The organism is Spirosoma luteum DSM 19990, from assembly GCF_000374065.1.
In the GTDB taxonomy this organism is placed as follows: Bacteria; Bacteroidota; Bacteroidia; order Cytophagales; family Spirosomataceae; genus Spirosoma; species Spirosoma luteum.
On the sequence record NZ_KB893313.1, the window covers coordinates 112,029 to 133,935 of the forward strand.

General features: G+C 53.5%; 19 protein-coding genes. 10 read left to right on the plus strand and 9 right to left on the minus strand.

The window, feature by feature from the left end; genetic code table 11:
* Positions 1-300: 300 nt before the first annotated feature.
* From B156_RS0128350 to B156_RS0128365, 4 genes are all read left to right on the plus strand, one after another.
* Positions 301-948 carry a beta propeller repeat protein gene (locus B156_RS0128350; protein WP_157627217.1) on the plus strand — a complete coding sequence of 216 codons (648 nt, stop codon included), beginning with the start codon at positions 301-303 and terminating at the stop codon, positions 946-948.
* Between the two features lie 340 nt (positions 949-1,288).
* Positions 1,289-2,515, plus strand: coding sequence for an ABC transporter permease (locus B156_RS0128355; protein ID WP_018623198.1), 1,227 nt, complete (start codon positions 1,289-1,291; stop codon positions 2,513-2,515).
* Between the two features lie 146 nt (positions 2,516-2,661).
* Positions 2,662-5,001 carry a S9 family peptidase gene (locus tag B156_RS0128360; protein ID WP_018623199.1) on the plus strand — a complete coding sequence of 780 codons (2,340 nt, stop codon included), beginning with the start codon at positions 2,662-2,664 and terminating at the stop codon, positions 4,999-5,001.
* Positions 5,002-5,356: 355 nt separating this feature from the next.
* On the plus strand, positions 5,357-5,758 hold the full coding sequence (locus tag B156_RS0128365) for a hypothetical protein (protein ID WP_018623200.1): 402 nt from the start codon (positions 5,357-5,359) through the stop codon (positions 5,756-5,758).
* A gap of 265 nt (positions 5,759-6,023) precedes the next feature.
* Here the strand turns inward: B156_RS0128365 and B156_RS0128370 are convergent, their stop codons facing one another.
* Entirely contained in the window at positions 6,024-6,296 is a 273-nt protein-coding gene (locus B156_RS0128370; protein ID WP_018623201.1) for a hypothetical protein, read from the minus strand.
* A 142-nt stretch (positions 6,297-6,438) separates the two neighbouring features.
* Here B156_RS0128370 and B156_RS0128375 point away from each other — a divergent pair, with 142 nt between their 5' ends.
* From B156_RS0128375 to B156_RS0128385, 3 genes are all read left to right on the plus strand, one after another.
* The gene (locus B156_RS0128375; RefSeq protein ID WP_018623202.1) at positions 6,439-7,044 is read left to right on the plus strand and encodes an RNA polymerase sigma factor; all 606 of its coding nucleotides are present in this window, start codon (positions 6,439-6,441) and stop codon (positions 7,042-7,044) included.
* Complete coding sequence (locus tag B156_RS0128380; RefSeq protein ID WP_018623203.1) at positions 7,041-7,469, plus strand: anti-sigma factor; 429 nt, start codon at positions 7,041-7,043, stop codon at positions 7,467-7,469. The genes B156_RS0128375 and B156_RS0128380 overlap by 4 nt, the downstream gene beginning before the upstream one ends.
* Positions 7,470-7,562: 93 nt before the next feature.
* Positions 7,563-8,252: a porin family protein gene (locus B156_RS0128385; protein ID WP_026261120.1), complete on the plus strand. Its 690-nt coding sequence runs from the start codon at positions 7,563-7,565 to the stop codon at positions 8,250-8,252.
* Positions 8,253-8,321: 69 nt separating this feature from the next.
* On the opposite strand, the gene B156_RS0128390 is transcribed toward B156_RS0128385, so the two are convergent.
* The 6 genes from B156_RS0128390 to allB form a co-directional block, all read right to left on the minus strand.
* Positions 8,322-9,752, minus strand: a complete 1,431-nt coding sequence (locus B156_RS0128390; protein WP_018623205.1) for a DUF6986 family protein — start codon at positions 9,750-9,752, stop codon at positions 8,322-8,324.
* 24 nt (positions 9,753-9,776) lie between these two features.
* On the minus strand, positions 9,777-10,112 hold the full coding sequence (gene uraH / locus B156_RS0128395; protein ID WP_018623206.1) for a hydroxyisourate hydrolase: 336 nt from the start codon (positions 10,110-10,112) through the stop codon (positions 9,777-9,779).
* Entirely contained in the window at positions 10,109-10,612 is a 504-nt protein-coding gene (gene uraD / locus B156_RS0128400; RefSeq protein WP_018623207.1) for a 2-oxo-4-hydroxy-4-carboxy-5-ureidoimidazoline decarboxylase, read from the minus strand. Before uraD ends, uraH begins: the two co-directional genes overlap by 4 nt.
* 99 nt (positions 10,613-10,711) lie before the next feature.
* Entirely contained in the window at positions 10,712-11,458 is a 747-nt protein-coding gene (gene allE, locus B156_RS0128405; protein WP_018623208.1) for a (S)-ureidoglycine aminohydrolase, read from the minus strand.
* Positions 11,459-11,467: 9 nt separating this feature from the next.
* Complete coding sequence (locus B156_RS0128410; RefSeq protein ID WP_018623209.1) at positions 11,468-12,712, minus strand: allantoate amidohydrolase; 1,245 nt, start codon at positions 12,710-12,712, stop codon at positions 11,468-11,470.
* Positions 12,705-14,051 (minus strand): allantoinase AllB, encoded by a 1,347-nt coding sequence (allB, locus tag B156_RS0128415; RefSeq protein ID WP_018623210.1) that lies wholly within the window; start codon positions 14,049-14,051, stop codon positions 12,705-12,707. Before allB ends, B156_RS0128410 begins: the two co-directional genes overlap by 8 nt.
* Before the next feature lie 65 nt (positions 14,052-14,116).
* On the opposite strand from allB, the gene pucL reads away from it, so the two are divergent.
* Positions 14,117-14,965 carry a factor-independent urate hydroxylase gene (gene pucL / locus B156_RS0128420; RefSeq protein WP_018623211.1) on the plus strand — a complete coding sequence of 283 codons (849 nt, stop codon included), beginning with the start codon at positions 14,117-14,119 and terminating at the stop codon, positions 14,963-14,965.
* Positions 14,966-15,067: 102 nt separating this feature from the next.
* Here pucL and B156_RS0128425 read toward each other — a convergent pair whose 3' ends face one another.
* Both B156_RS0128425 and B156_RS0128430 read right to left on the minus strand, forming a co-directional pair.
* Complete coding sequence (locus tag B156_RS0128425) at positions 15,068-16,060, minus strand: XdhC family protein (protein WP_018623212.1); 993 nt, start codon at positions 16,058-16,060, stop codon at positions 15,068-15,070.
* Entirely contained in the window at positions 16,023-18,332 is a 2,310-nt protein-coding gene (locus B156_RS0128430; RefSeq protein ID WP_018623213.1) for a xanthine dehydrogenase molybdopterin binding subunit, read from the minus strand. Before B156_RS0128430 ends, B156_RS0128425 begins: the two co-directional genes overlap by 38 nt.
* Positions 18,333-18,672: 340 nt before the next feature.
* Here B156_RS0128430 and tkt point away from each other — a divergent pair, with 340 nt between their 5' ends.
* Both tkt and tal read left to right on the plus strand, forming a co-directional pair.
* The gene (tkt, locus tag B156_RS0128435; protein WP_018623214.1) at positions 18,673-20,724 is read left to right on the plus strand and encodes a transketolase; all 2,052 of its coding nucleotides are present in this window, start codon (positions 18,673-18,675) and stop codon (positions 20,722-20,724) included.
* A gap of 48 nt (positions 20,725-20,772) precedes the next feature.
* Complete coding sequence (gene tal, locus B156_RS0128440) at positions 20,773-21,879, plus strand: transaldolase (protein WP_018623215.1); 1,107 nt, start codon at positions 20,773-20,775, stop codon at positions 21,877-21,879.
* The last annotated feature ends 28 nt before the right edge of the window (positions 21,880-21,907 follow it).

The following is a 21,907-nucleotide window of genomic DNA, read 5'->3' on the forward strand; positions in this document are numbered from 1 at the left end:
AGTATCTACCTATATAGCCTTCCCAACAACTCATTACTCACCAGCGCTAACCCCGTGTCTTCTACAAATCCCAAACTAACTGTCATTAGAAATTGAGCCAACCAGATCAAACCGACAAGAAGATCCCTCGCTTATACCCTATTCAAAACATATAATAAACGGAGTACGTTTACTGGTTAACCGTAGTCAAATTCTTACTCAGCAGCGATGAAAACATTACTTTGATGTGCACTGATAGTGCTGGCCGTATCTTGCAAAAAGACGGAATCGGATACTGTGGATCCACAGTATGACACCATAATGGCTGAGTACCCTGACTGGTATACGCTCAAAGCGCCCGTTGACAAAGAAATTCAGGGAGTGTGGGGAAATCGAGACAAAACCCTGCTGATCTCAACCGGTAGTGCCATCTTCCGCTCGACCGATCAGGGGAATCACTGGCAACAAGTTCATCAGCAGTCAGTCGGTATGTTTGGTATTGTTCAGTATCGGGACACACTTTTTACCATGAATGGGTTGCTCAATTATCGAGTACTCACCACAGCCGATAACTTTAGTGTAGATGATGGTAAGAGCTGGCAGCCCTATCAAAGAAGAGGTAGTTTGGCATTCGATTATTATCCGTTAATGGGCTACAATGGGTTTCCAATTAACCCTGTAACGGCCTCCAATGGTGTAAACTATAAGATCAATCAAGTTTTCCTGAATGGTCCAACTGCGACGACGGGCATTTTTGAAACGCCGGGCATTATCACCTCCGATGGTCGACGAATTGATCTACCTCAACTTCATCAACTCCATAGTTTGTATCTGGACGATCAGCAACGACTTTATATCTCGGGTACGGATGCAGTTTGTAGCCGGGGGCACTCAGGAGAAAGTTTTTCTTTCTGCAACAGCCAACAAGGCAGGGGTGTTGTTTACATTTCCAAATGGCCATTGCCTTAGTTTCCAGACAGCTTTTTACACTTTGCCCTAGCCTTCAAGCAGCAATCTCTTCAAAGTGGTCAATCTGGTTCTAACTATTAATCGATCCGCTGGTAGCAGAATTATGCGGTAGCACCCCCTTTCATCCTATGTACACCAACACCAGCAGACTTTGGGTAAACCGGGAGCCTGCTGGTGTCGGTGCTATCCATAGCGGGTCTCGCTGCTACCAATAAAACGCTTACTTTTACGAATCAAGCAAACGGTATTCGGTTTACGGTTTGTGGTTGGCTGACGCGAGCATGCAAATGCGTCAGCCAACCACAAACCGTAAACCAAAAACAGTAAACCAAAAATCACGTTGAACGTCCCCGTTTTTCTGGCCCGTAAGGTCCGCCACGCGCCCGAGGGCAGTTTTTCGGCCACCGTTACCCGCATTGGTATCGCCAGTATTGCCCTCGGTCTGGGGGTGTTGATTGTCGCCTTTTCGGTACTGTACGGCTTCAAAAACACCATTCAGCAAAAGATATTCCTGTTCGGTGCCCATTTGCAGGTGAGTAAGTTCACCAACAATATGTCGTACGAAGACACCGCCCTACCCCTGACCACCCGCCTGTACCGCGACAGCACCCGCATTCCCGGCGTGCGGCACATTCAGGCGGTGGCCCAGAAAGCGGGTATCCTGAAAACCAAAGAGGAACTGGCCGGGGTAGTACTGAAAGGCGTGGGGAAAGACTACGACTGGAACCTGTTCCGGGGGTCGCTGGTAGCCGGGACGGTGCCCGAGGTCGGGGCCGATACGGGGAACGGCTCCACCCAACTGCTGCTCAGTCAGTACATGGCGAATCAGCTACAGGTGAACGTGGGCGACAACGTACCGTTATATTTTTTGGGCAATCCGCCCCGCGCCCGGAAAATGACGGTGGTCGGCATTTACGAGACGGGGTTGGAAGAAGTGGACAAAACCGTTGCCCTGGGCGATATCCGGCTCATTCAGCGACTCAACAAATGGGGCCCCGACTCAGTGGGAACCTACGAAATTTTCGTCAACGACTTCACAAGAGTAGAACAGACAGCCGCCCGCGTGTTCGATGTGCTGTCGCCCGATATGCGGCTCACCCGCGTCACGGACCAGTACCGTCCCCTGTTCGACTGGATGGTCCTCCTCGACCGGAACATGGTCATCTTACTCAGCCTGATTACGTTCGTCGCTTCGTTCAACATGGTATCCGTACTGATCGTACTGATGATGGAACGAACTCCTATGATTGGATTGCTGAAAGCACTGGGTGGCCCCAATTCACTGATTCGGGGCATGTTCGTCTTTGTGGGACTAAACATGGTGACCTGGGGTTTGTTGATTGGCAACGTGGTTGGGCTGGGTATCTGCTTCCTGCAGGACCGGTTCAAGCTGATTCCCCTCGACCCCAAAAACTACTTCATGAGCTACGTACCCATCGTGTGGGACTGGCCTACCATCCTGGCCCTGAACGGGGCCACCATTCTGCTGATTGCGCTGGTACTCTGGATACCCACTATCGTGGTCAACCGGATCCAACCCGTAAAAGCCCTGGCCTTTAAGAAGTAGCTAAAAGGAGTCGGGGAGTCAACAAAGCCCCGGTACTGCCTAATTCAGATGATTTCTATTCAGCCATCCGGTTCATATTTCGTTATTTTTACTGTTTCTTACCAGGGCAGATAGTGAATGCTCCTAACATACAACGTACATCAACTATGCTAAAAATCGTATTGACGGCTTTGCCCATCGCCCTGTTGGTAACGGCTTACGCCCAACCGCAACCGGTGCTAACAGCTAAAGACTACGAACAGGCCCAGCGGTTCCTCGGCCCCAATGCCGAACAACTTATCGACAACGGCCCCGTTCGCCCAAACTGGTTACCCGACAACCGGTTCTGGTATCGGAACCTGACGGCCAGCGGTAGTGAGTTTATCCTGGTCGACCCCGCCAAAGGAACGCGAACGGCCGCTTTCGACACCCGGAAACTAGCCAGTACGCTAGTGAAAGCAACGGGCAAAACTTACGAAGCATCGCGCCTGCCTTTCCAGCGAATCAGTGTTGCGCCCAATAACCAATCCATCGGTTTTCAGGCCGGGGGTAAATCCTGGCAGTACACCCCGCAGAGCGACCAGCTCACTGCCGACACCACCAACCCACCCATGACCAGCGCCGACGAGCAGCGGCCGGGCCGGGGCGACAGCGGGAACGAGGTGCTCTCGCCCGACAAAAAACGGGCGGCTTACATCAGGGATTATAACCTGTGGGTGCGGGATGTAAAAACCGGCGCAGAAACTCAGTTAACGACTGATGGTATCAAGGATTTCGGGTACGCCACCGACAATGCCGGCTGGAAATCGAGCGACCGGGCCATTCTGGCGTGGTCGCCGGATTCTAAGAAGATTGCTACCTTCAAACAGGATCAGCGGCAGGTGAGCGATATGTATTTGGTGACAACCAACGTGGGCAAACCCACGCTGAAACAGTGGAAATACCCCTTCCCCGGCGATTCTGTCATTCCCACTATTCAGCGGGTTATCATCGAGGTCGATAATCCGAAGGTAATTACGCTGCAAATACCACCCGACCCGCACCGGGCTACGCTGAGTGATGACATTTCCAGCAGTGGCACGTTCGATGATGTTCACTGGACCGAGGATGGGTCGCAACTGGCGTTCGTATCCACCTCCCGCGACCATAAGCAGGAAAAAGTCCGGCTGGCCGATGCCAGAACGGGGGCGGTGCGGGAAGTGTTTGACGAGGTTGTAGCTACCCAGTACGAATCGGGCTGGGGGTCCATCAACTGGCGGTATCTGCCCAAAACAAATGAGTTTATCTGGTTCTCGGAGCGCGACAACTGGGGCCATCTGTACCTGTACGATGCGACCACCGGCAAGGTGAAAAACCAGATTACAACCGGTGACTTTGTGGTTACCCGGCTGCTGAAAGTGGATGAATCCAAACGGATGCTCTACTTCATGGCCGTTGGGCGGCAGCCGGAAAATCCTTACTTCGCCCAGTTTTGCCAGATCGGATTCGACGGTAAGAACTTCGCCGTACTCACGCCCGAAGCGGGTAATCATCAGGTGAGCCTTTCGCCCGACGGTACTTATTTTGTGGATACCTATTCAACACCGACGGTCCCACCCGTGAGCGTGGTGCGCAGTTTGACCGGCAAAAAGACGCTGATGCTGGAGAAAGCCGACATTTCGCGGCTGACGGCTACGGGCTGGCATGCGCCAACGCCCATTAAGCTAAAAGCGCACGACGGAGAAACGGACATTTACGGACTACTATACACGCCCACCAACCTTGACCCTGCGAAGAAATACCCCGTTATTGACTACATCTATCCGGGTCCGCAGGGTGGCAGCGTGGGCAACTGGGGCTTTTCGGCAGCCCGGAAAGATAACCAGGCCCTGGCCGAACTGGGGTTTATTGTGGTCGAAATAGAAGGGACCAGTAACCCACTGCGTTCCAAAAAATTCCACGACATGAGCTACGGCAATATGTCGGAGAATACGCTGCCGGACCAGGTGTCGGGCATCCGGCAACTGGCGCGGCAATACGCCTACATGGATACGAGCCGGGTGGGCATCTGGGGGCACTCCGGGGGCGGATTCGCTACCGCAACGGCCATGTTCAAGTACCCCGATTTCTTCAAGGTAGGCATCTCCGAATCGGGTAACCACGACAACCGCAATTATGAGGACGACTGGGGTGAGCGGTACGACGGCCTGACCGCGAACTCAGACTACGAAGCCCACGCCAACCAGAACTACGCTAAAAACCTGAAGGGAAAGCTGATGCTGGCCCACGGCATGATGGACAACAACGTGCCGCCATCCAACACGCTGCTGGTGGTTGAGGCCCTGGCGAAAGCCAACAAGGATTACGACCTGGTCCTTTTCCCGAATGCGGCCCACGGATTTGGCAGCTACTCGCCGTACATGACCCGCCGACGCTGGGATTATTTCGTCAAAAACTTGTTGGGTGCTGAGCCGCCACACGAATTCAAAATCGAGATGAAGGCCGATCCGAGAAATGCAATGCGGTAAAGACGGAGTACATTAGACAATACCCCACCCCAACCCCACCCTCGTAGGGTGGGGTATCGAAAAAATGACGGCTTCGTTCATCAACCGCTTGTCTTTTTCTCACTGACGATTGATAAAAAAAGGTTACCGTTTCGGGTAACCTTTTTTTATGCCCCGTACCCGGTGAATACGGCTCCCCTTCCAGGCCGTGCAAAAAACGGACAAAACGTTCATTATTGAACACACACTGTCCGTTTCCGTACAAATAACCAGACACCTTTCCTGAACATATCCCTGATAATCAGCGTATTGCTATTTATGGCACACCGTTTGGCATAAAGAGGGAGAACAGTAAACAACAAAAACGTATAAAGCCATGATTCATTTATTCAGCCAGGCCAGTCTGTTGGCCAGCAGCAAAAGTTTAGTAAGCGGACTCCTTTTCAGTGCCAGCGCACTGCTTGCCAATCCGGAAGCCCCGAAGAAGCCCACCTCGTTCGATGCCAGTATGTACGTAACCCAGCAGGGTAAAATCAGATTGGCCGTAGAGAAAGTTGCGCCCACTCCGGTATATGTGCAACTGCTCGATGAAAAGAAGAACGTCCTCTTTAGCCAGTACGTGGCTAAAAAAGACCTCAAAACGGCCATGCTTTTCGATGTAAGCGGTATACAGGATGGTTTGTACACCCTGGAAATCAAATCGGGTGAAGGTAGTATTATCAGGCAGGTAAGCCTGACCACCGAGACTCAAAAGCGGGCCATAAACTTCAGCAAATAGACTGAAATAGGTTAAGAAAAGTTGATTCGGAAAGCCCGTTCGCAGGGCGAACGGGCTTTTTTTATTACCCTGTGAAGTCAGTAGCAATATCACCAATCCATAATTTCGCCGGAAAAGGGTAGACAAGTGCAGACCGTGGTATTATTGTCAGTCGGTAGTACTAACAGCTCCGCCGTACTGAAAAGTAATAGGCTGACAATTGGCCAGACTGTTGTTTGTACACGTAGGGCTAATCCACGAGAAGAGGGATTGAAACGGTCGTTTATCAAACGGTGTCGACTTTGGTGACGCCACCCCGGCGTAGTGAATCGGGCCGGAGCCGGCGTCCTTTCCGCTTTCCGGGTAGCGTGGTATCCATGGCTGCTTCTTTTCTGCGCCGTTCCTGCTGGCTTATTTTCTTCTGCGCCGGATCTATCTGCTTGGTATTCCCTGGCGTGGCGGTCGCCGGTTGCGTGGTTGGCGACGGATTACTCTGCCCCGATGCGCTTATCAGCAAACCGATGCTGAGCATACTACCAATTATCAGGATTCGTTTCATACCGATGTTGCGTTAATACCCCCTGGTAACACGCACTGGTGATGTTCGGTTATACTTTTGGCCGGATGTTGCGTAAATAACCCATTGTTGTGTGGAATAAAGATGCTTTTTGCATCCATTACGTGTACTGAGCGGCCCCTGTATGTTTCTTAAACTGTTTCGTAAATCCAGACCTACCCCACCCCGTAGTAATGCCGCCGATTACGTGGCGGCCTATCGCGCTACGGGCGATCTGGCAATTTTGGGTGAGTTGTATGAACAGCACATGGAGTTGATTTATGCCGTTTGCTACAATTACCTGCGCGATGAGGAGGAGGCAAAAGATGCCGTTATGAGTCTATTCGAGCAGTTGATAACCGACCTGCGTAAACACGACGTGCAGCAGTTTGGCCCCTGGCTGCATAGCGTTGCCCGTAACTACTGCCTGATGCAACTACGGAAAAATCAGGCCCATCCCAAAGCACACCTGGTGACCAATGCCAGCGGTGAGTTGGTGGATGGCTCACTGACGGCCTTATTGCCCGATGAAACCGACCCACTTGACCAGGAGGCAGACCTGACACTCATGGAAACCTGCCTGAAAACGCTGCCCGCCGAGCAGCAAACCTGCCTGACCCTGTTTTATCTGGAACGCAAAACGTACACCGAAGTAGCCGACCTCTCTGGGTTTGACATGAAACAGGTAAAAAGTTTTTTGCAAAATGGCCGCCGAAATCTGAAAATTTGTATGCGTAAAGAAAGTCTATGAATAACCAACTGACGTTCGATGAATTGCAGGCCTACCAGGAGGGGCGGCTAAAAGGCCCGGCCCGGCACCGGGTAGAACGACTGCTGCTGGAAGACCCTTTTTATGCCGATGCGCTGGCGGGTCTGGAAGCCATGCAACATACCGCTACGGGTCTGGCAACCGGCCCCATGAGCGGACAAATAGCGGATCTTCGCGATGCGCTGCACCAGCGCATCCACGAATCGGCCACGCAAAAAAGGCTTTGGCCCCTCTGGATTGCCACCGCTACAGCGGCCATTCTTTTTATGCTGGCAGTGGCTATTTACCTTATTTATTTCGCCCCAAAAAGACCTGCCAAACCAATACCGACGGCCCCTCAGAAAACAACGTTCGTATATCCTGCACAGTCTGGAGACTACCCCTTAGACTACCCTCTTTTTTCATAAAAACCTTTCTATTTTTACCGCTGCGCTATCATTTCTTTATAACATTTGTGGAACATCGGGCGTTAATCCGGCATATCAACTAGTATTCCATCTATGTTTCGCGCAACTTTAGTACGCTCCATCCTCTTTTCATTTATCCTTTTTTCCTATTGCCTATCAAGCAGTTATGCTCAACAACGCTTCAGCGTGGGTCCCCGTGTCGGCTTGAATTTGTCTAATTACTGGGGTAATGCGGACAACATGAGTTTCACCCCCGGCTTATCGGCAGGAGCCTTTCTGATGTATAGCTCCCTGAACCATTTTGGCATCTCGGCCGATGTGCTGTATTCGCAGCGGGGCACAAGCTATAACGATCACCGACTGAAGTTTATCCAGCGTGTCAACTACCTCGAAATTCCGGTGCTGGCCCGCTATTTCCTGACCCTGTCCGGCAATTTTAGGCCCAACATCTTTATCGGACCGTCACTGGGTATAAAGATGAACGCCAAACGAATCAAAGGGGATTATCTTCAGGGAACCGGGCCCGTTCTCAACGGCGACAATTCGAACGATTTTAATGACCTGGACCTGGGTGCAGCCGGCGGATTCCAACTCAACTGGGGCACCGGCAACCGGCAGCACTTTTTGATTGATGCCCGCTATACACTGGGTCTCAGCGACGTACAGAATAACCTCCCCAACGTGTGGGGTACCCGCAACTCCCTGCAAAATTCAACCTTTACGCTGGCGCTGGGCTATAGTTTTGGCGTTGGCCGGGAACACCCCAGCCGCTACAAACGGTAATTGGCTGTGCGGCCAGGCAGGAAAACTAAACTACTACCATTCGGGTTGGCGCGTACGCGCCAACCCGTTTCATTTACCGCGTCGACCTTCCAGAATTCGATAAAACGACCGGCTGCGAATTTCGTCCAGCGTCAGGCCCGTAGTCAGGGCTTCCTCTTCGGAGATGGCCCCGCAATTCATGGCTTTCAGGAAGAAATTGAGCAGGCCCTGCCCGGTGGCGGCATCGTCGAAAATATCTTTCGTGAGTGTGGAAATAGCCGCCCGTTCCACGAACGTTTTCAGGCGAAAAACGGCGTCTTCGTAACTACTCAGAAAAAACGCGTAAGTGGCAGCGTAGCGCATCGGTAACTGAGCCGGGTTAAGGTCCCAGCCCTGGTAAAAGCCATTGATGAGCGAGTGGGTGGTGTGATTAAACCCAAGCCGCCAGGCACGATGGACCGATTCCCGGTTTTCGGCCAGTTGCTCAAACGTCAGAGTATCGCCCCGGTGCGGCCCAATGGGAATAACATTCGTTGCTCCATCCGACAGGAAAATGCCGGTACCACCCAGGGCCACTTTGGTCATGTGGTGGGCAAAATCGCAAACCGGGTGCCCCATCGTCTGGTATTTGGCCGTAATGCCGCAGGAAGCCGTGTAGTCGTAGGTTCCGAAATGGGCGGCTATGCAACGCCCTTCGCTCGCCCTGATGATGCGCATGAGGGGATTGCGTCCTTCGTCGTCCATCACAATCTGCGTGGCCTCCACCATCGTTTCCATACGTAGCGTGCCGGGGGCCAGGTTGTTCCCTTTTTCGAGCAGGTCAAACAGCCGGACAATCGTACTGACCTGTTCGGGAATGGTCACCTTGGGCAGCATCACCACGAAATTATCGGGCAGTAAGCCCCCCGTTTTGTCGAGCAGGGTGGACAGAAATAAGTCGAGCGTACGAACACCCCGAAACTTTAAATCTTCGGTAAAGGGCTTGATACGGATGCCGATAAAGGGCGATAGGGTGTTGTTTTTCATACCCTCGGCCACTTCCAGCGCGGCCCGAACGGCGGTGGCATCCTCTTCATCGTCGGGCCGGTTACCAAAGCCATCTTCAAAATCAATCCGAAAATCCTCAACGGCTTCGGTCTGAAGTTTTTGCCTAATTTTAGTGTAAACCGAATAGGCCAGCCAGGCCGGTTCGTTCCGTCGCTCCGTGTCGGACAGGGCATCCAGCCGACTGGTGAGGTCGGCGATTTCCTGTAGGCCGTGTGGCAGGTATTCATAGCCGGGTAGTTGCAGCACACGGGCCAGCACCACAAAATTGGGCGCATAGGTCTGGAGGTTGGTCAACGCAATCTCCCCCATCCGGACACAGGTATCCGATTTGAACAGATTTGCTCCGCCGTATACGGTGTGTACCGGTTGCCGGTCGGGTTTATCACCGGGATAAGTGCTCTGGAAGGCCAGATTAGCCGTTTTCAGCGTGTCCAGTAACTGGGTTTTATCGCTTTCCTGAATCGAAAACTTCATGGTTGTTGGTTTAGTGTCACTACGTCATGACCCGCGATAGGTCGAATAGCCGAACGGATTCAGCAACAGGGGAATATGGTAATGCTCGCCGGTAATTAGCTGGAACACGATTTCGACAAAGGGGTAAAACGCCGGAGTATCCAATCCAGCGAAGTAAGCGCCCGTATCAAATCGCAGTTTATAAACTCCCGATGTAAGGACGGCTTCTTTCGGTAATAAATCACCGACTCGACCGTCGGCATTGGTGATGCCACGCGCTACTTCGGTCCATTCGCGCTGTTGCCGGGACAAAATAACATGAACACCCACGGCTGGTTTCCCCCGCGAAGTGTCGAGAATATGGGTTGTTACGGGGCTCATGTCAGTAGTTTTTCCAGTCGTATTCGCGTTATCTTTCCCTGTTCCTGCATGGCAATCCGGATTTCGGCTTCGGGGGCATTGGGCAGGCGGGCGTTCAGACTGTCCAGCATGTCGCCCGCCGATTTCCCGGTGGCGCAGATGATAAAGATATAACCAAATTTTTCTTCGTACAGCCGGTTTCCCTCAGCCAGTTCTTCCAGTATTTGTTGCGACGCCGACGAAACACCCGCCTGCTCTCCCGCAGCCCACGCCTTGGTACTGGCGAATTTGGCCCGCAGGGAATCGATATCGCCAATTTTAGGATGGTGCGTGAACGCTTCCCGCCAATCCGTTTCAGCGCAGGTAAGCCAGGTGGTTTCGGCCTGTTCAAAAAGCATCCCGGCAGTCTCGAAGGGAAACAGGCTGGCCATCCTATCCACCCAAACCGATGAACCGCAACAGGTAGTGAGGGCGGCTTTTCGTTGAGAAACGGGCAACTGATTGAGTTCGGCTAACGTCATGTTGTATTGAAGGAATAAGGGATAACGTCTGATGAGTCTATCCATAATAAACCCCGCTCAGCCCTCTCTACTGGGGAGAGTTGGGTAGGGTTTTTAATCCTAAACCACTGTGGGAAACCGGTTCACGTTTTTATAATAAATATACACTGCTGGTTCTTTCCCCATCGCCGTAAACCATTGCTGGCAGTAGGGTGCCATCCAGATCGAATCCCCTTTTTTGATGGGATACCAGTCCTTATCGAGCATGTACACTCCCTGCCCCTGCAGGTAAATCAGGCCGTGCTCCATGATGTGCGTTTCAACCAGCGGCAGATGTCCACCCGGATCATAGGTGAAAATATTGACGGCCATATCAAAACGCAGGTCGTCGGGTAACAGCACCTGCAACCGCAGGGCCGGATCGCCCATGTACATCGGCCCGGCTACACTGGCCGCATCCCCGAACAGCACCGACGGTACATCATACCCATCCAGTTTTTCATAGACCTTGTGGAATGTAAGCAGTTGCGTACCGGCATCCGGCTGGTCAATCAGATACTCGTTGCCAATGGGGATGTACACAAACTGGCCCGTTGCCAGCGTCTGTGTTCCCCCATGTACAGTAGCCGTACACTGACCGCTGATGACGTAGAAAAACAGTTGTGACGCGACGGTTTTACCCGTGAGTTTGCCGGTGTCGGTCAGGGTAATGAGCGTCTGACAGAGGTTTGCCCCCATCTGCTCGTTGATGATGACGTTAACGGTGCAATTGTCCCAGCCGGGTACGCGGCTATTAATGTATCCGTCGGGGCTGATAACGGCGTGATTGCGTTTGACAACGGATCGGGTGAGCGCAGAAATTTCCATCTGGTTTTGTTAGGGATATTGTTCAATGAGGGAATCAAGAAATGTATCGGCCACCCGGAGCGCAGCAGCCATGTCGGCCAGTTCAACGTCTTCCAGCGGGTTATGGCTGATGCCTTTATAACAGCGGACAAACAGCATGGCAATGGGCGACACCTGCGAAATTGGTACACCATCGTGCCCGGCCCCACTCACCAGCGGAATCACGTCATATCCGCTCTCCTGTATTGATTTAGCCAGTACGGTCGTCAAGCCAGTATCACAAAGCACCGGTGCGGTTTCCTGAATCAGGTTCCAGTTCACCCTAATGGGTCGGTTGGCACCGATGCTGATTGCCAGTTCGTGCAGGGCCAGATAAGTGGTTTCCAGCAGATCCGCATCGTTACTCCGCACATCCAGGCTACAGCTCACCTCGCCCGGAATGACGTTACTGGCGGCATTCACCACGGTCAGTTTGCCCACGGTAGCGACCAGATTATCTTTGTGCGTGAGGGCAAATTGCTCCACGGCCAGCACAAACCCGGCGGCCGCGCACAGGGCATCCTGACGCATAGCCATCGGTACAGTTCCGGCATGACCGGCCATACCGGTAAAGGTGATTTCTACCCGTTTCTGCCCGGCAATGGCCGTAACGACCGCAACGGGTACGTGACGTTCGTACAATACGGGGCCCTGCTCGATGTGTATCTCAAAATAACCCAGCCAGTCGGCGGGGGCCAGTGCGTCGGATGGCAGGTCCGTGATTGTAGAGCCCATCCGTTGAAGTACCTCGGTCAGGGTCATGCCGAATGCGTCCTTTTTGTCGAGCAGGGCATTGTCAAACGAACCCGCAATCACTTTGCTGCCCAGATAGGTGGTATGGAACCGCACCCCCTCCTCGTCGCTGAACGCGATTAGCTCGATGTGAAATGGCAGCGGCTTCCCGGACTCGACAAGGCGCGTAACGAGGTCCAGCCCCATCACGACGCCCATCGGCCCGTCGAACTTCCCGGCGTTGACCACCGTGTCGATATGCGAGGCAATAACGAATGTTTTAGCCCCCGCGTTTGGGCTCACAAACCGCGCCCGGACGTTGCCAATGGCATCGACCCGCGTTTGCAAACCCGCCAGTTCCATCCAGTCCTGCACCCTTCGCCTGCCCGCCAAAAAGGCATCGGTGCCGAACGTTCGGGTTAGGCCCGTGGCGTCTTCACTAATGGCAGCCAGTTCGTTGATTTTTTCGAGAACGGCGGCAGCGCGCTGTACGTAATCAGTCATTGCCGTCCCTTAAAATTAGCTTCCCGGCATTCAGTTTCGTGGTTGCTCCCTGGCTGAAAACAGGCACACCACCCAGATACGTTTGCTCGACAACCCCGTACAGTTCCTCGTTCAGATACGGCGTCATTTTGTGTTTATGGTACAACCGATCTTCCGAAACGGTAAACGACTTTTCCGGATTCCAGACGACCATATCGGCATCGTACCCCGTTTCAATCGTCCCTTTTCTGGTGGATACGCCCGCTAACCGGGCCGGTTTTTCACTCAGCCACCGGGCCACATCATCCACCGTACAGCCACGTTGCCGGGCGGCTGTCCACAGCACGGGCAGGGCCAGTTGGAGTGAAGCAATCCCTCCCCAGGCGGTCATAAAATTACCGCTTTGCCGCTGTTTCAACTCGGGTGGGGCCGGTGAATGATCAGTAGCCACAAAATCAATGATACCGGCACGTAAAGCTGCCCACAACCGATCGTTATTTTCATTCTCCCGAATGGGTGGCGCACATTTGAACTGAGTCTGCCCATCCGGGATGGTCTCGGCGTTGAAAAACAAGTAATGCTGCCCTGTTTCAACCGTCAGGGGCAAGCCTTTCCGCTTCGCTTCGGCAATGGGTTCGATGGCACTGGCCGAGGACAAATGCACAATATGCGTCCGGCAGTTGTATTGCTCGCACAGCCGAATCATCAGCGCAATGGCCGTATCTTCCCACGCGTTGGGCCGCGATGCGAGGTAGTTGGCGTAGGACCGGACATCGCCTGTAGCCAGCGTTTCGTCCGTCGATAGTTCACAGTGGACCAGCAAGGGCAGGCCGTGCCGGGCAATAATTGGCATGGCTTTGTGCAGATCAGCCTCCGTTACGTTCGGAAATTCGTCGATGCCGGAATGCGTCAGGAAAGCTTTGAACCCCAGAACCCCTTTTTCAATCAAGCGTTCGATCTCGCCTGTATTACCCGGAACCAAACCACCCCAAAAGCCACAGTTGGTATGCAGTTGTCCGCTGGTAGCCGCCAGTTTCCGGTCTAAAGCATTAGCAGTAGTCGTTACGGGCGATGCGTTCAGCGGCATATCGACCAGCGTTGTAATGCCACCGGCAATTGCGGCTTTGGTAGCCGTATCGAAGCCTTCCCAATCAGTTCGGCCGGGTTCGTTGATATGAACGTGCGGGTCGATAACGCCAGGCATCAGGACACTATCCTGTAGGTCGATGACGTCGGCGTCAAACCCGGCCGGCACTTCCGACAGTACATCGGCAATCCGCCCGTCTTTTACCAGCACAACGGCGGGCCGGATACCGGTTGGTGTCAGGACGTTGTTTCCCCTGATGGCAAAATCAATCATACGACTAAATAGAAAATAAATTTCTATACTAGGGGTCAATACTAGCCAAAACCGCGCACACAACCATGAAACCTACGCTGAAAACGAATGCATACGGTAAGAATGCCATCAACCTGTCCAAAATTATCCGGTATCTCGATTACCATGAGTTCAGGCAAATTTCGGTCAATGTATCGCTGAAAGGGGATTTCGAGACGGTCCACACTCTGGGCGACAATACCCATATTTTACCCACCGACACCCAGAAGAACACGGTGTACGCCCTGGCAAAAGAACAGTTTACGGGGTCAATCGAGGACTTCGGGCTTTACCTGGCCAATTATTTTATCACAAATAACCCGCCGGTATCACAGGCGACAATTCATATCGTTGAACACCCCTGGACGCGAATGACCTTCGATGGAGAGCCGCACCATCATGCCTATACGGGTGGGGGCTCAGAGAAGCGAACGACGACCATTGTGCAAACGGCAGCCGGTATCACCATTACGTCGGGCATCAAAGACCTGTTGATTCTGAAAACGACCGACTCCGGTTTCGAGGGCTACATCAAAGACCAATATACGACGCTGAAGGAAACGTCGGACCGGATTCTGGCTACCCAGTGCGAAGCCAACTGGACGTACACCAGTACAGACCATGACTTTACCGCGTTGTTTGCCCGTATCCGCGAAAACCTCCTGAAGTCATTTGCGCACCACAAGAGCCTGTCGGTTCAGCAAACGCTACTGGCCATGGGGACGGCGGTGCTGGAAGCGAACGAGGTGGTCAGTGAGATTAGCCTGATTATGCCCAACAAGCACCACATCCCCTTCAACCTGGAGCAATTTGGGATGGAGAACAACAACGAAATCTTCATCGCCACCGACGAACCGTACGGCTACATTACGGGGACAGTAGTGCGGGAAGGATGAACGATAACCGGGTTACCGGTGCGACTACGTCTTACCGGTCAGGGCTTCAGGATGCTGAAACGATCAACAACTAGAGGGCCGAACGGCTTCCGCAGAATGGTATTAGTCTGTACATCGGCTGTTTTTCACCCGAATAATCTCGGCGGCAATACTCACCGCAATCTCTTCGGGGGTCTGGCTGGCAATGGCCATACCAATGGGTGCATGCATACGCTGTAGCCACGCTTCATCCAGCCCTTCCGAGCGATAGGCAGCCAGTAACGTCTCCACCTTGGTTTTGCTGCCCAATACCCCCACATACGCAAAGGCATTGCCTAATAACGTTCGGATAACCAGATCATCGGTACGGTAGCCCATGGTCATGACCACCACGTACTGATGGCGGCCGGCGGGAATCAGCCCGGTTAGTTCGCTGTAGTCGGCTAGTATAATCTGCTCATGAGCAGCCTGGTTCTGAATCATTGTATGCAGGTCGGGCCGGTCATCGAAAACGAGGACATAAAAATCCATTCGGCGCATCAGTTCGCTGAGGGCCAGCGCGCAATGCCCCCCGCCAATGATCGTAAGCTGGTTTTTGTAGCCAAGTTTCTCCCGGTAGAGCCAATCTAAATCCGACTCCTTTGTGAACTGATAATCAGCTTCGGGAACCTGATCAGGCAAAAACCGAATACCGGCAGGCGATAAGTCGAGCCACCCGTTTTTGTGCTGTTCCAGACAGGTAACAATGGCCTGAATCGCAGCCGAATCGCCGGGCTGAACTGGATACAGCAGAATCGTCTGCTCACCGGAGCAGATCATGCCACTTTGATTGTGGGCCGCATTCTTGTCGTGATACTGCGTCCGGATAGCAGGTTCGGGACTGGTCAGAGCGGATTGACTTTGCCGGAGCACGTCTTTCGCCAGCTCGACAAATTTGTGCTCCATAATGCCCCCACCGATGGACCCGGCCATTACACCAGCACCATTTACCGCCATCAGGAAACCCTGTCGACCGGGGCTGCTGCCGTGGCTTTCGAGCACGTACAACAGCGCAACGGGCAGGTTCTGCCGGAGGCTATTATGAATTAACTGCCAGGTCGTCAGCGATTTTATCATGGGCAACAGGTGATGCGGTAGGTGTCGTGTCGTACAACGCCAGCAGCACTTTTTCGGGGGTCATGGGTGCATCGAAGGGAATAACTACCGATGGATTGAACGCCCGAATAGCGTTGCGCAGGGCGAAATAGACGCCAATGCCGTACATCAGGGGAGGCTCACCGACGGCTTTAGACCGGAAAATAGCCAGGTTATCCGCCTGCGTTTCCAGAAAATCAATGGCAATTTCTTTCGGCACCGAATAGATGTCCGGCACTTTGTAAGTCGATAAGGCATTGGACCGCAACCGCCCCGTCTTATCGTAAATGACCTCTTCCAGGGTCATCCACCCGATTCCCTGCACAATGCCGCCTTCAATTTGCCCCCGGTCGATGAGCGGATTCATGCTGGCCCCGAAATCGTGGACCACCTTAACGGCATCGGTCTCGTAGGTTCCCCGCACACAATCAATCGTCACCTCCACAACCGCCGTACCGTACACGTGGTAGGCAAACGGATGCCCTTTTTCGGTAACGGGGTCGAACTGAATAACCGGTGTTGCATAGTGCGCGTGTTCTGACAGGCTGATGCGTCGGCCATACGTAGCCAGTACCAGCCGTTGCCAGGTGTAATCCGTACACTCGTCGCCCACATATACCCGCTCGTCTTTCAGGGTTATAGCCGCTTCGTCGGCGTGCAGTTCGATGGCGGCAACGGCTTTCAACCGATTCAGAATATCGGTGCAGGCAATTTGCACCGCTCTGCCATTCAGGTCGGCGGTAGCGCTGGCTGCCGAGGGCGATGTGTTGGCGATGCGATACGTACTGGTCGACTGAATTTTAACGCGCTCCGGCTGAATAGAAAACACCTGAGCCGCCACCTGCAACATCTTGGTATTCACCCCCTGCCCCATCTCGACGGCACCGGTACTTACGCCTACGCTACCGTCGGTGTACACGTGAACCAGTGCCCGCGCCTGATTCATCCGGGTATTGGTGAACGAGATACCGAAACAAACCGGCATGAGGGCCAACCCTTTCTTGTACAGGACATTGGCGGCATTGAAAGCCGCTATCTCGTTACGACGTGTATTGACCTCATACCCGCCCACGGTTTTATCCCAGCATGCCCGCGCTTCGCTTTCGGCTTTCTGCCCGTAGGGAAACTCGTCGCCGGTCTGGTTCAGGTTTTTTGCCTGAATCACGGCTGCATCGATACCGAGTGCGTCGGCCGCTTTGGCGATAGCAGCCTCAATCACGAACATGCCCTGTGGCCCACCGAAGCCCCGAAAAGCCGTGTTCGGCGGGAGATTTGTCCGGCAGCAATAGGCCGTGGCCAACACGTTGGGAATATAATAGCTGTTGGTGCAATGAAACAGGGTCCGCTCCAGCACCGCCGGGGAGAGGTCGGCCGCAGCACCGGCATTCTGGTAGAAGGTAGGTTCATAGGCAACAATCTTCAGGTCGGCATCCAGGCCAATTTTGAAGTCGGACGAGTACGGGTGCCGTTTGCCGGTCATGGCCATATCCTCTATCCGGTTCAGGGCGTACTTGACGGGGCGTTTCAACACATGAGCGGCCAATGCGCATAAAGCAGCCCACATGTTGGCCTGGTCTTCCTTACCGCCAAAACCGCCACCCAGCCGCGTTACATCCACATCAATCTGGTGCATAGCCAGACCCGACGACCGGGCTACGGCCCGTTGCACCGCCGTTGGCCCCTGCGTGGACGAATAAAGTTTCAGGCCGTTGTTCTCCTGCGGAACGGCGTAGGCTCCCTGCGTTTCAATGTACAGATGTTCCTGCCCGTTGGTATCGGCCCGGCCTTCGAAAACGTGCGCGCACTGCGCCCAGGCATCCGTTACGTCGCCCAGCCGGAACGTTCTCGCCCGCACAATCAGATCCCCTCTGGCCTGCGCTTCGCGGGGGTCGGTAATGATGGGCAGGGGGTCAAAATCGACCGTAATTTTTTTGATGGCGGCATGGGCCTCCTCATCGGTTTCGGCCAGAACGAAGGCGATGGGCATGCCGCAGTAATGAACGTGGTGTTCGGCCAGAAGGGGCTCATCGGGTACGATACCACCAATCTGATTTTCGCCGGTCACGTCTTTGTACGTTAGAATCCTGACGACACCGGGCATGGCCTCAGCCGCTGTCAGGTCCAGGTTTTTCAGGCTGCCGTGGGCAACCGGCGATCCGAAAGCCGCCCCGAACAGCGTACCGCGAATCACCGGTATATCGTCCAGATAAACCGACTCGCCCCGCACGTGTGTCCTGGAATCTATATTTTTCATCGTGTTGTTGTCACTTTTTCAGGGATTCGCCTGGTTCTCAAATTTACGGGAATCAAGGTAAATACCTACTGAAGTAATAATGCGTGTGCGTTTGTCATTCCGACTTCGGGAGGAATCTAAAAAAATCAGGTCGCAGCGTTTTTGTCAGCAGGTAAACGAATGAACTAATAATTCACTCCAATCAACGCTTTTGGCCCGAATACGTCCAGTTACCACACATTTATTTACTTTTTCTAATCCAATCCATCCGTAGGGAGTTATAAATAGATAACCCGCTGCTGATTATGTGTTGCATAGCCGTGGCAACAATATCCCTTTTGTAACCTCCAACTAACCAGTTATGACAGACAAGCAAATCGATCTCGACCTCGACCAACTCAGTATCAATACCATCCGGCTACTGGCCGTCGATGCCGTTCAAAAAGCTAACTCCGGTCACCCCGGTCTGCCGTTGGGAGCCGCGCCGATGGCCTATGTACTTTGGTCCCGTTTTCTGCGCTTTAACCCCAAAGACCCGCTTTGGCCCGACCGCGACCGATTTGTTTTATCGGCGGGTCACGGGTCGGCGTTGTTGTACAGCCTGCTGCATTTGTACGGATACGACCTCTCGCTCAACGACCTGAAACAGTTCCGCCAACTCCACTCCCAGACACCGGGTCACCCGGAATCGAACCTGACGCCGGGTGTGGAAGTGACAACCGGGCCACTGGGACAGGGGTTTGCCAATGGCGTGGGTATGGGTATGGCCGAAGCATTTCTGGCTGCAACTTACAATAAGGAGGGTCATACGCCCATGAACCACTACACCTATGTCCTCGTCAGCGATGGTGATTTGATGGAAGGTATCGCGTCGGAAGCGGCTTCGCTGGCCGGGCACCTCAAACTGGGGAAACTCATTTATCTCTACGACGATAACCTGATTTCACTCGATGGCCCGACCGATCTGGCTTTCACCGAAGACCGGCTACAGCGTTTCGACGCGTATGGCTGGCACACCCAGCACGTAGGCGATGGCAATGATTTAGACGCTATCGAAGGAGCGATTCGGGCCGCTCAGATGGAAACGGAGCGGCCGTCCATAATCTCCGTCCGAACGATTATCGGCTACGGCAGTCCGCAGGAGGGTACCAGCAAAGTTCACGGCAGTGCCCTGGGTGAGGAAAATGTGCGGAGAACGAAATCCTTTTTAGGATTCGATCCCGACAAATCGTTTGTGGTGCCCGACGACGTGCGCGACCACCTGCGCGAACCGGGTAAGCGGGGAGCCAAACTCCAGGCCGACTGGCAAAAAAAGTTCGATGCCTATAAAAATGCGTTTCCAGCCGAAGCAAAGCAGTTTCTGACCTCCTTTGCCGGTAAACTTCCTGATGGCTGGGATGCCGACCTGCCCACATTTACGCCCGATGATAAAGATATGGCCACCCGTCAGGCATCGGGCAAGGCCCTCGATGCCCTGAAAAAGTCGGTTCCTTACCTGTTTGGCGGCTCGGCGGATCTGGCATCGTCCAACGAGATGCCAACCAAAGGCGATGTGAGTTTCCAGCCGGGTCACTACGACCACTCGAACATTTGGTTTGGCGTTCGGGAACATGCCATGGGCGCAGCGCTCAATGGCATGGCGCAGCACGGCGGTGTACATCCCTACGGCGGCACGTTCCTCAACTTCTCGGATTACATGCGCGGTGCCATTCGGTTAACGGCCCTGGCCGAATCGAAGGTAACCCTGGTTTTCACCCACGACAGTATTGGTCTGGGGGAAGATGGCCCAACCCACCAGCCCGTTGAGCAGGTCGTTTCCCTGCGAACCATTCCCAATATCATCGTCATTCGGCCGGCTGATGCCAATGAAACCGTTGAAGCCTGGCGCATTGCCATGATGCAACCCAAAACGCCGGTTTTACTAATCCTGGGCCGCCAGAAACTACCCGTTCTCGACCAGAAAAAATATGGCTCGGCACGGGGGGTAGAGAAAGGAGCGTACATCCTCAGCGAGTCCGACGGAACACCCGAACTGATTCTGATCGGGACCGGGTCGGAAGTATCACTGGTGATGAAAGCGCAGGAGACACTGAAAAAACAGGGTATTAAGGCGCGGGTGGTCAGTATGCCATCGTGGGAGCTGTTCGAAAAACAGGATCAGGCCTACCAGCATGAGGTGTTGCCCCCTTCAATTCGGAAACGGCTGGCCGTAGAAGCCGGTTCGCCCATCGGCTGGCACAAATACGTCACGGATGAGGGCAGTACAATCAGCATGAACCAGTTCGGGCTGTCGGGTCCCGGCGAAGAGGTAATGGCCTTCTTTGGCTTTTCGGTCGATAACGTCGTCAAACAGGCCAAAGCCGTACTGAAAGGGCAGGCACCCGGTCTGGAGAAAAAGGAAATCTTATCGTAAGTACACCGACAGGCAAACGGAAACACAAAAAAATAACGACACAAAATCATGGAAAATAACGTAAAGAAGATTCACAATTTTGACCAGAGCGTCTGGCTCGATTATATTGACCGGAAAATTATGAACACCGGTGAGTTGCAAAAACTCATCGACGAAGACGGTATTCGGGGGCTTACGTCCAACCCGGCTATTTTCGAGAAAGCGATCAGCAGCGGTTCCGACTACGACGAGGATATTAAAAAGCTCGCGCAGGAGGGCAAACCCAATGAGGACATTTTTTACGGGCTGGCCGTTGCCGACATTCAGCAGGCTGCCGATCTGTTTAAACCGGTTTACGATGAAGAGGTACGGGGAGCTGATGGCTATGTGAGCCTGGAGGTTTCTCCGCATCTGGCCTTGAATACAGATGGTACCATCAAACAGGCGCGGGCACTTTGGCGAGCGGTAGACCGGGATAACGTGATGATCAAAATTCCGGGTACGGCCCAGTGCCTGCCTGCTATTCGGCAAAGCATCAGTGATGGAATAAACATCAATGTTACGCTGCTGTTTGGCCTGGAGCGGTACGAGGCCGTTGTCGACGCCTATATGTCGGGGCTGGAGGAGCGGGTTGAGAAGGGCCAGATAGTAGATCAGATTTCCTCCGTTGCCAGTTTCTTCCTCAGCCGCATCGACGTGCTGGTTGACCCCCTGCTACACGAAAAAGGGCTGGGCGACCTGAAAGGGGAGGTTGCCATTGCACTGGCCCGTAAAGCCTACGAAATCTACAAGCGCGAATTCAGCAGCGACCGGTTTAGAAAACTGCAGGCAAAGGGCGCCAAGCCCCAGCGACTGTTATGGGCCAGCACCAGTAGTAAAGACCCCTCTTTTTCGGATGTAAAATACGTGGAGGCTCTGATTGGCCCAAAGACCGTGAACACCATTCCGATGGAAACTCTCGAAGCCTTCCGCGATCATGGGAAAGCGGCTTCCCGGCTGGAAGACGACCTCGACAAAGCCACGCAGGCGTTGGAGCGCGTACAGAAGGCAGGTATTGATTTAAAAAGTATCAGTCAGCAGCTGGAAGATGAAGGCATTGAGAAATTCAACAAACCATACGACAAATTGCTCGAAGCCATTAATACGCAGAAAGAAAAGTCGCTGGCATCGGCCTAATTACGATTGAATACGATATAGAGAAGCC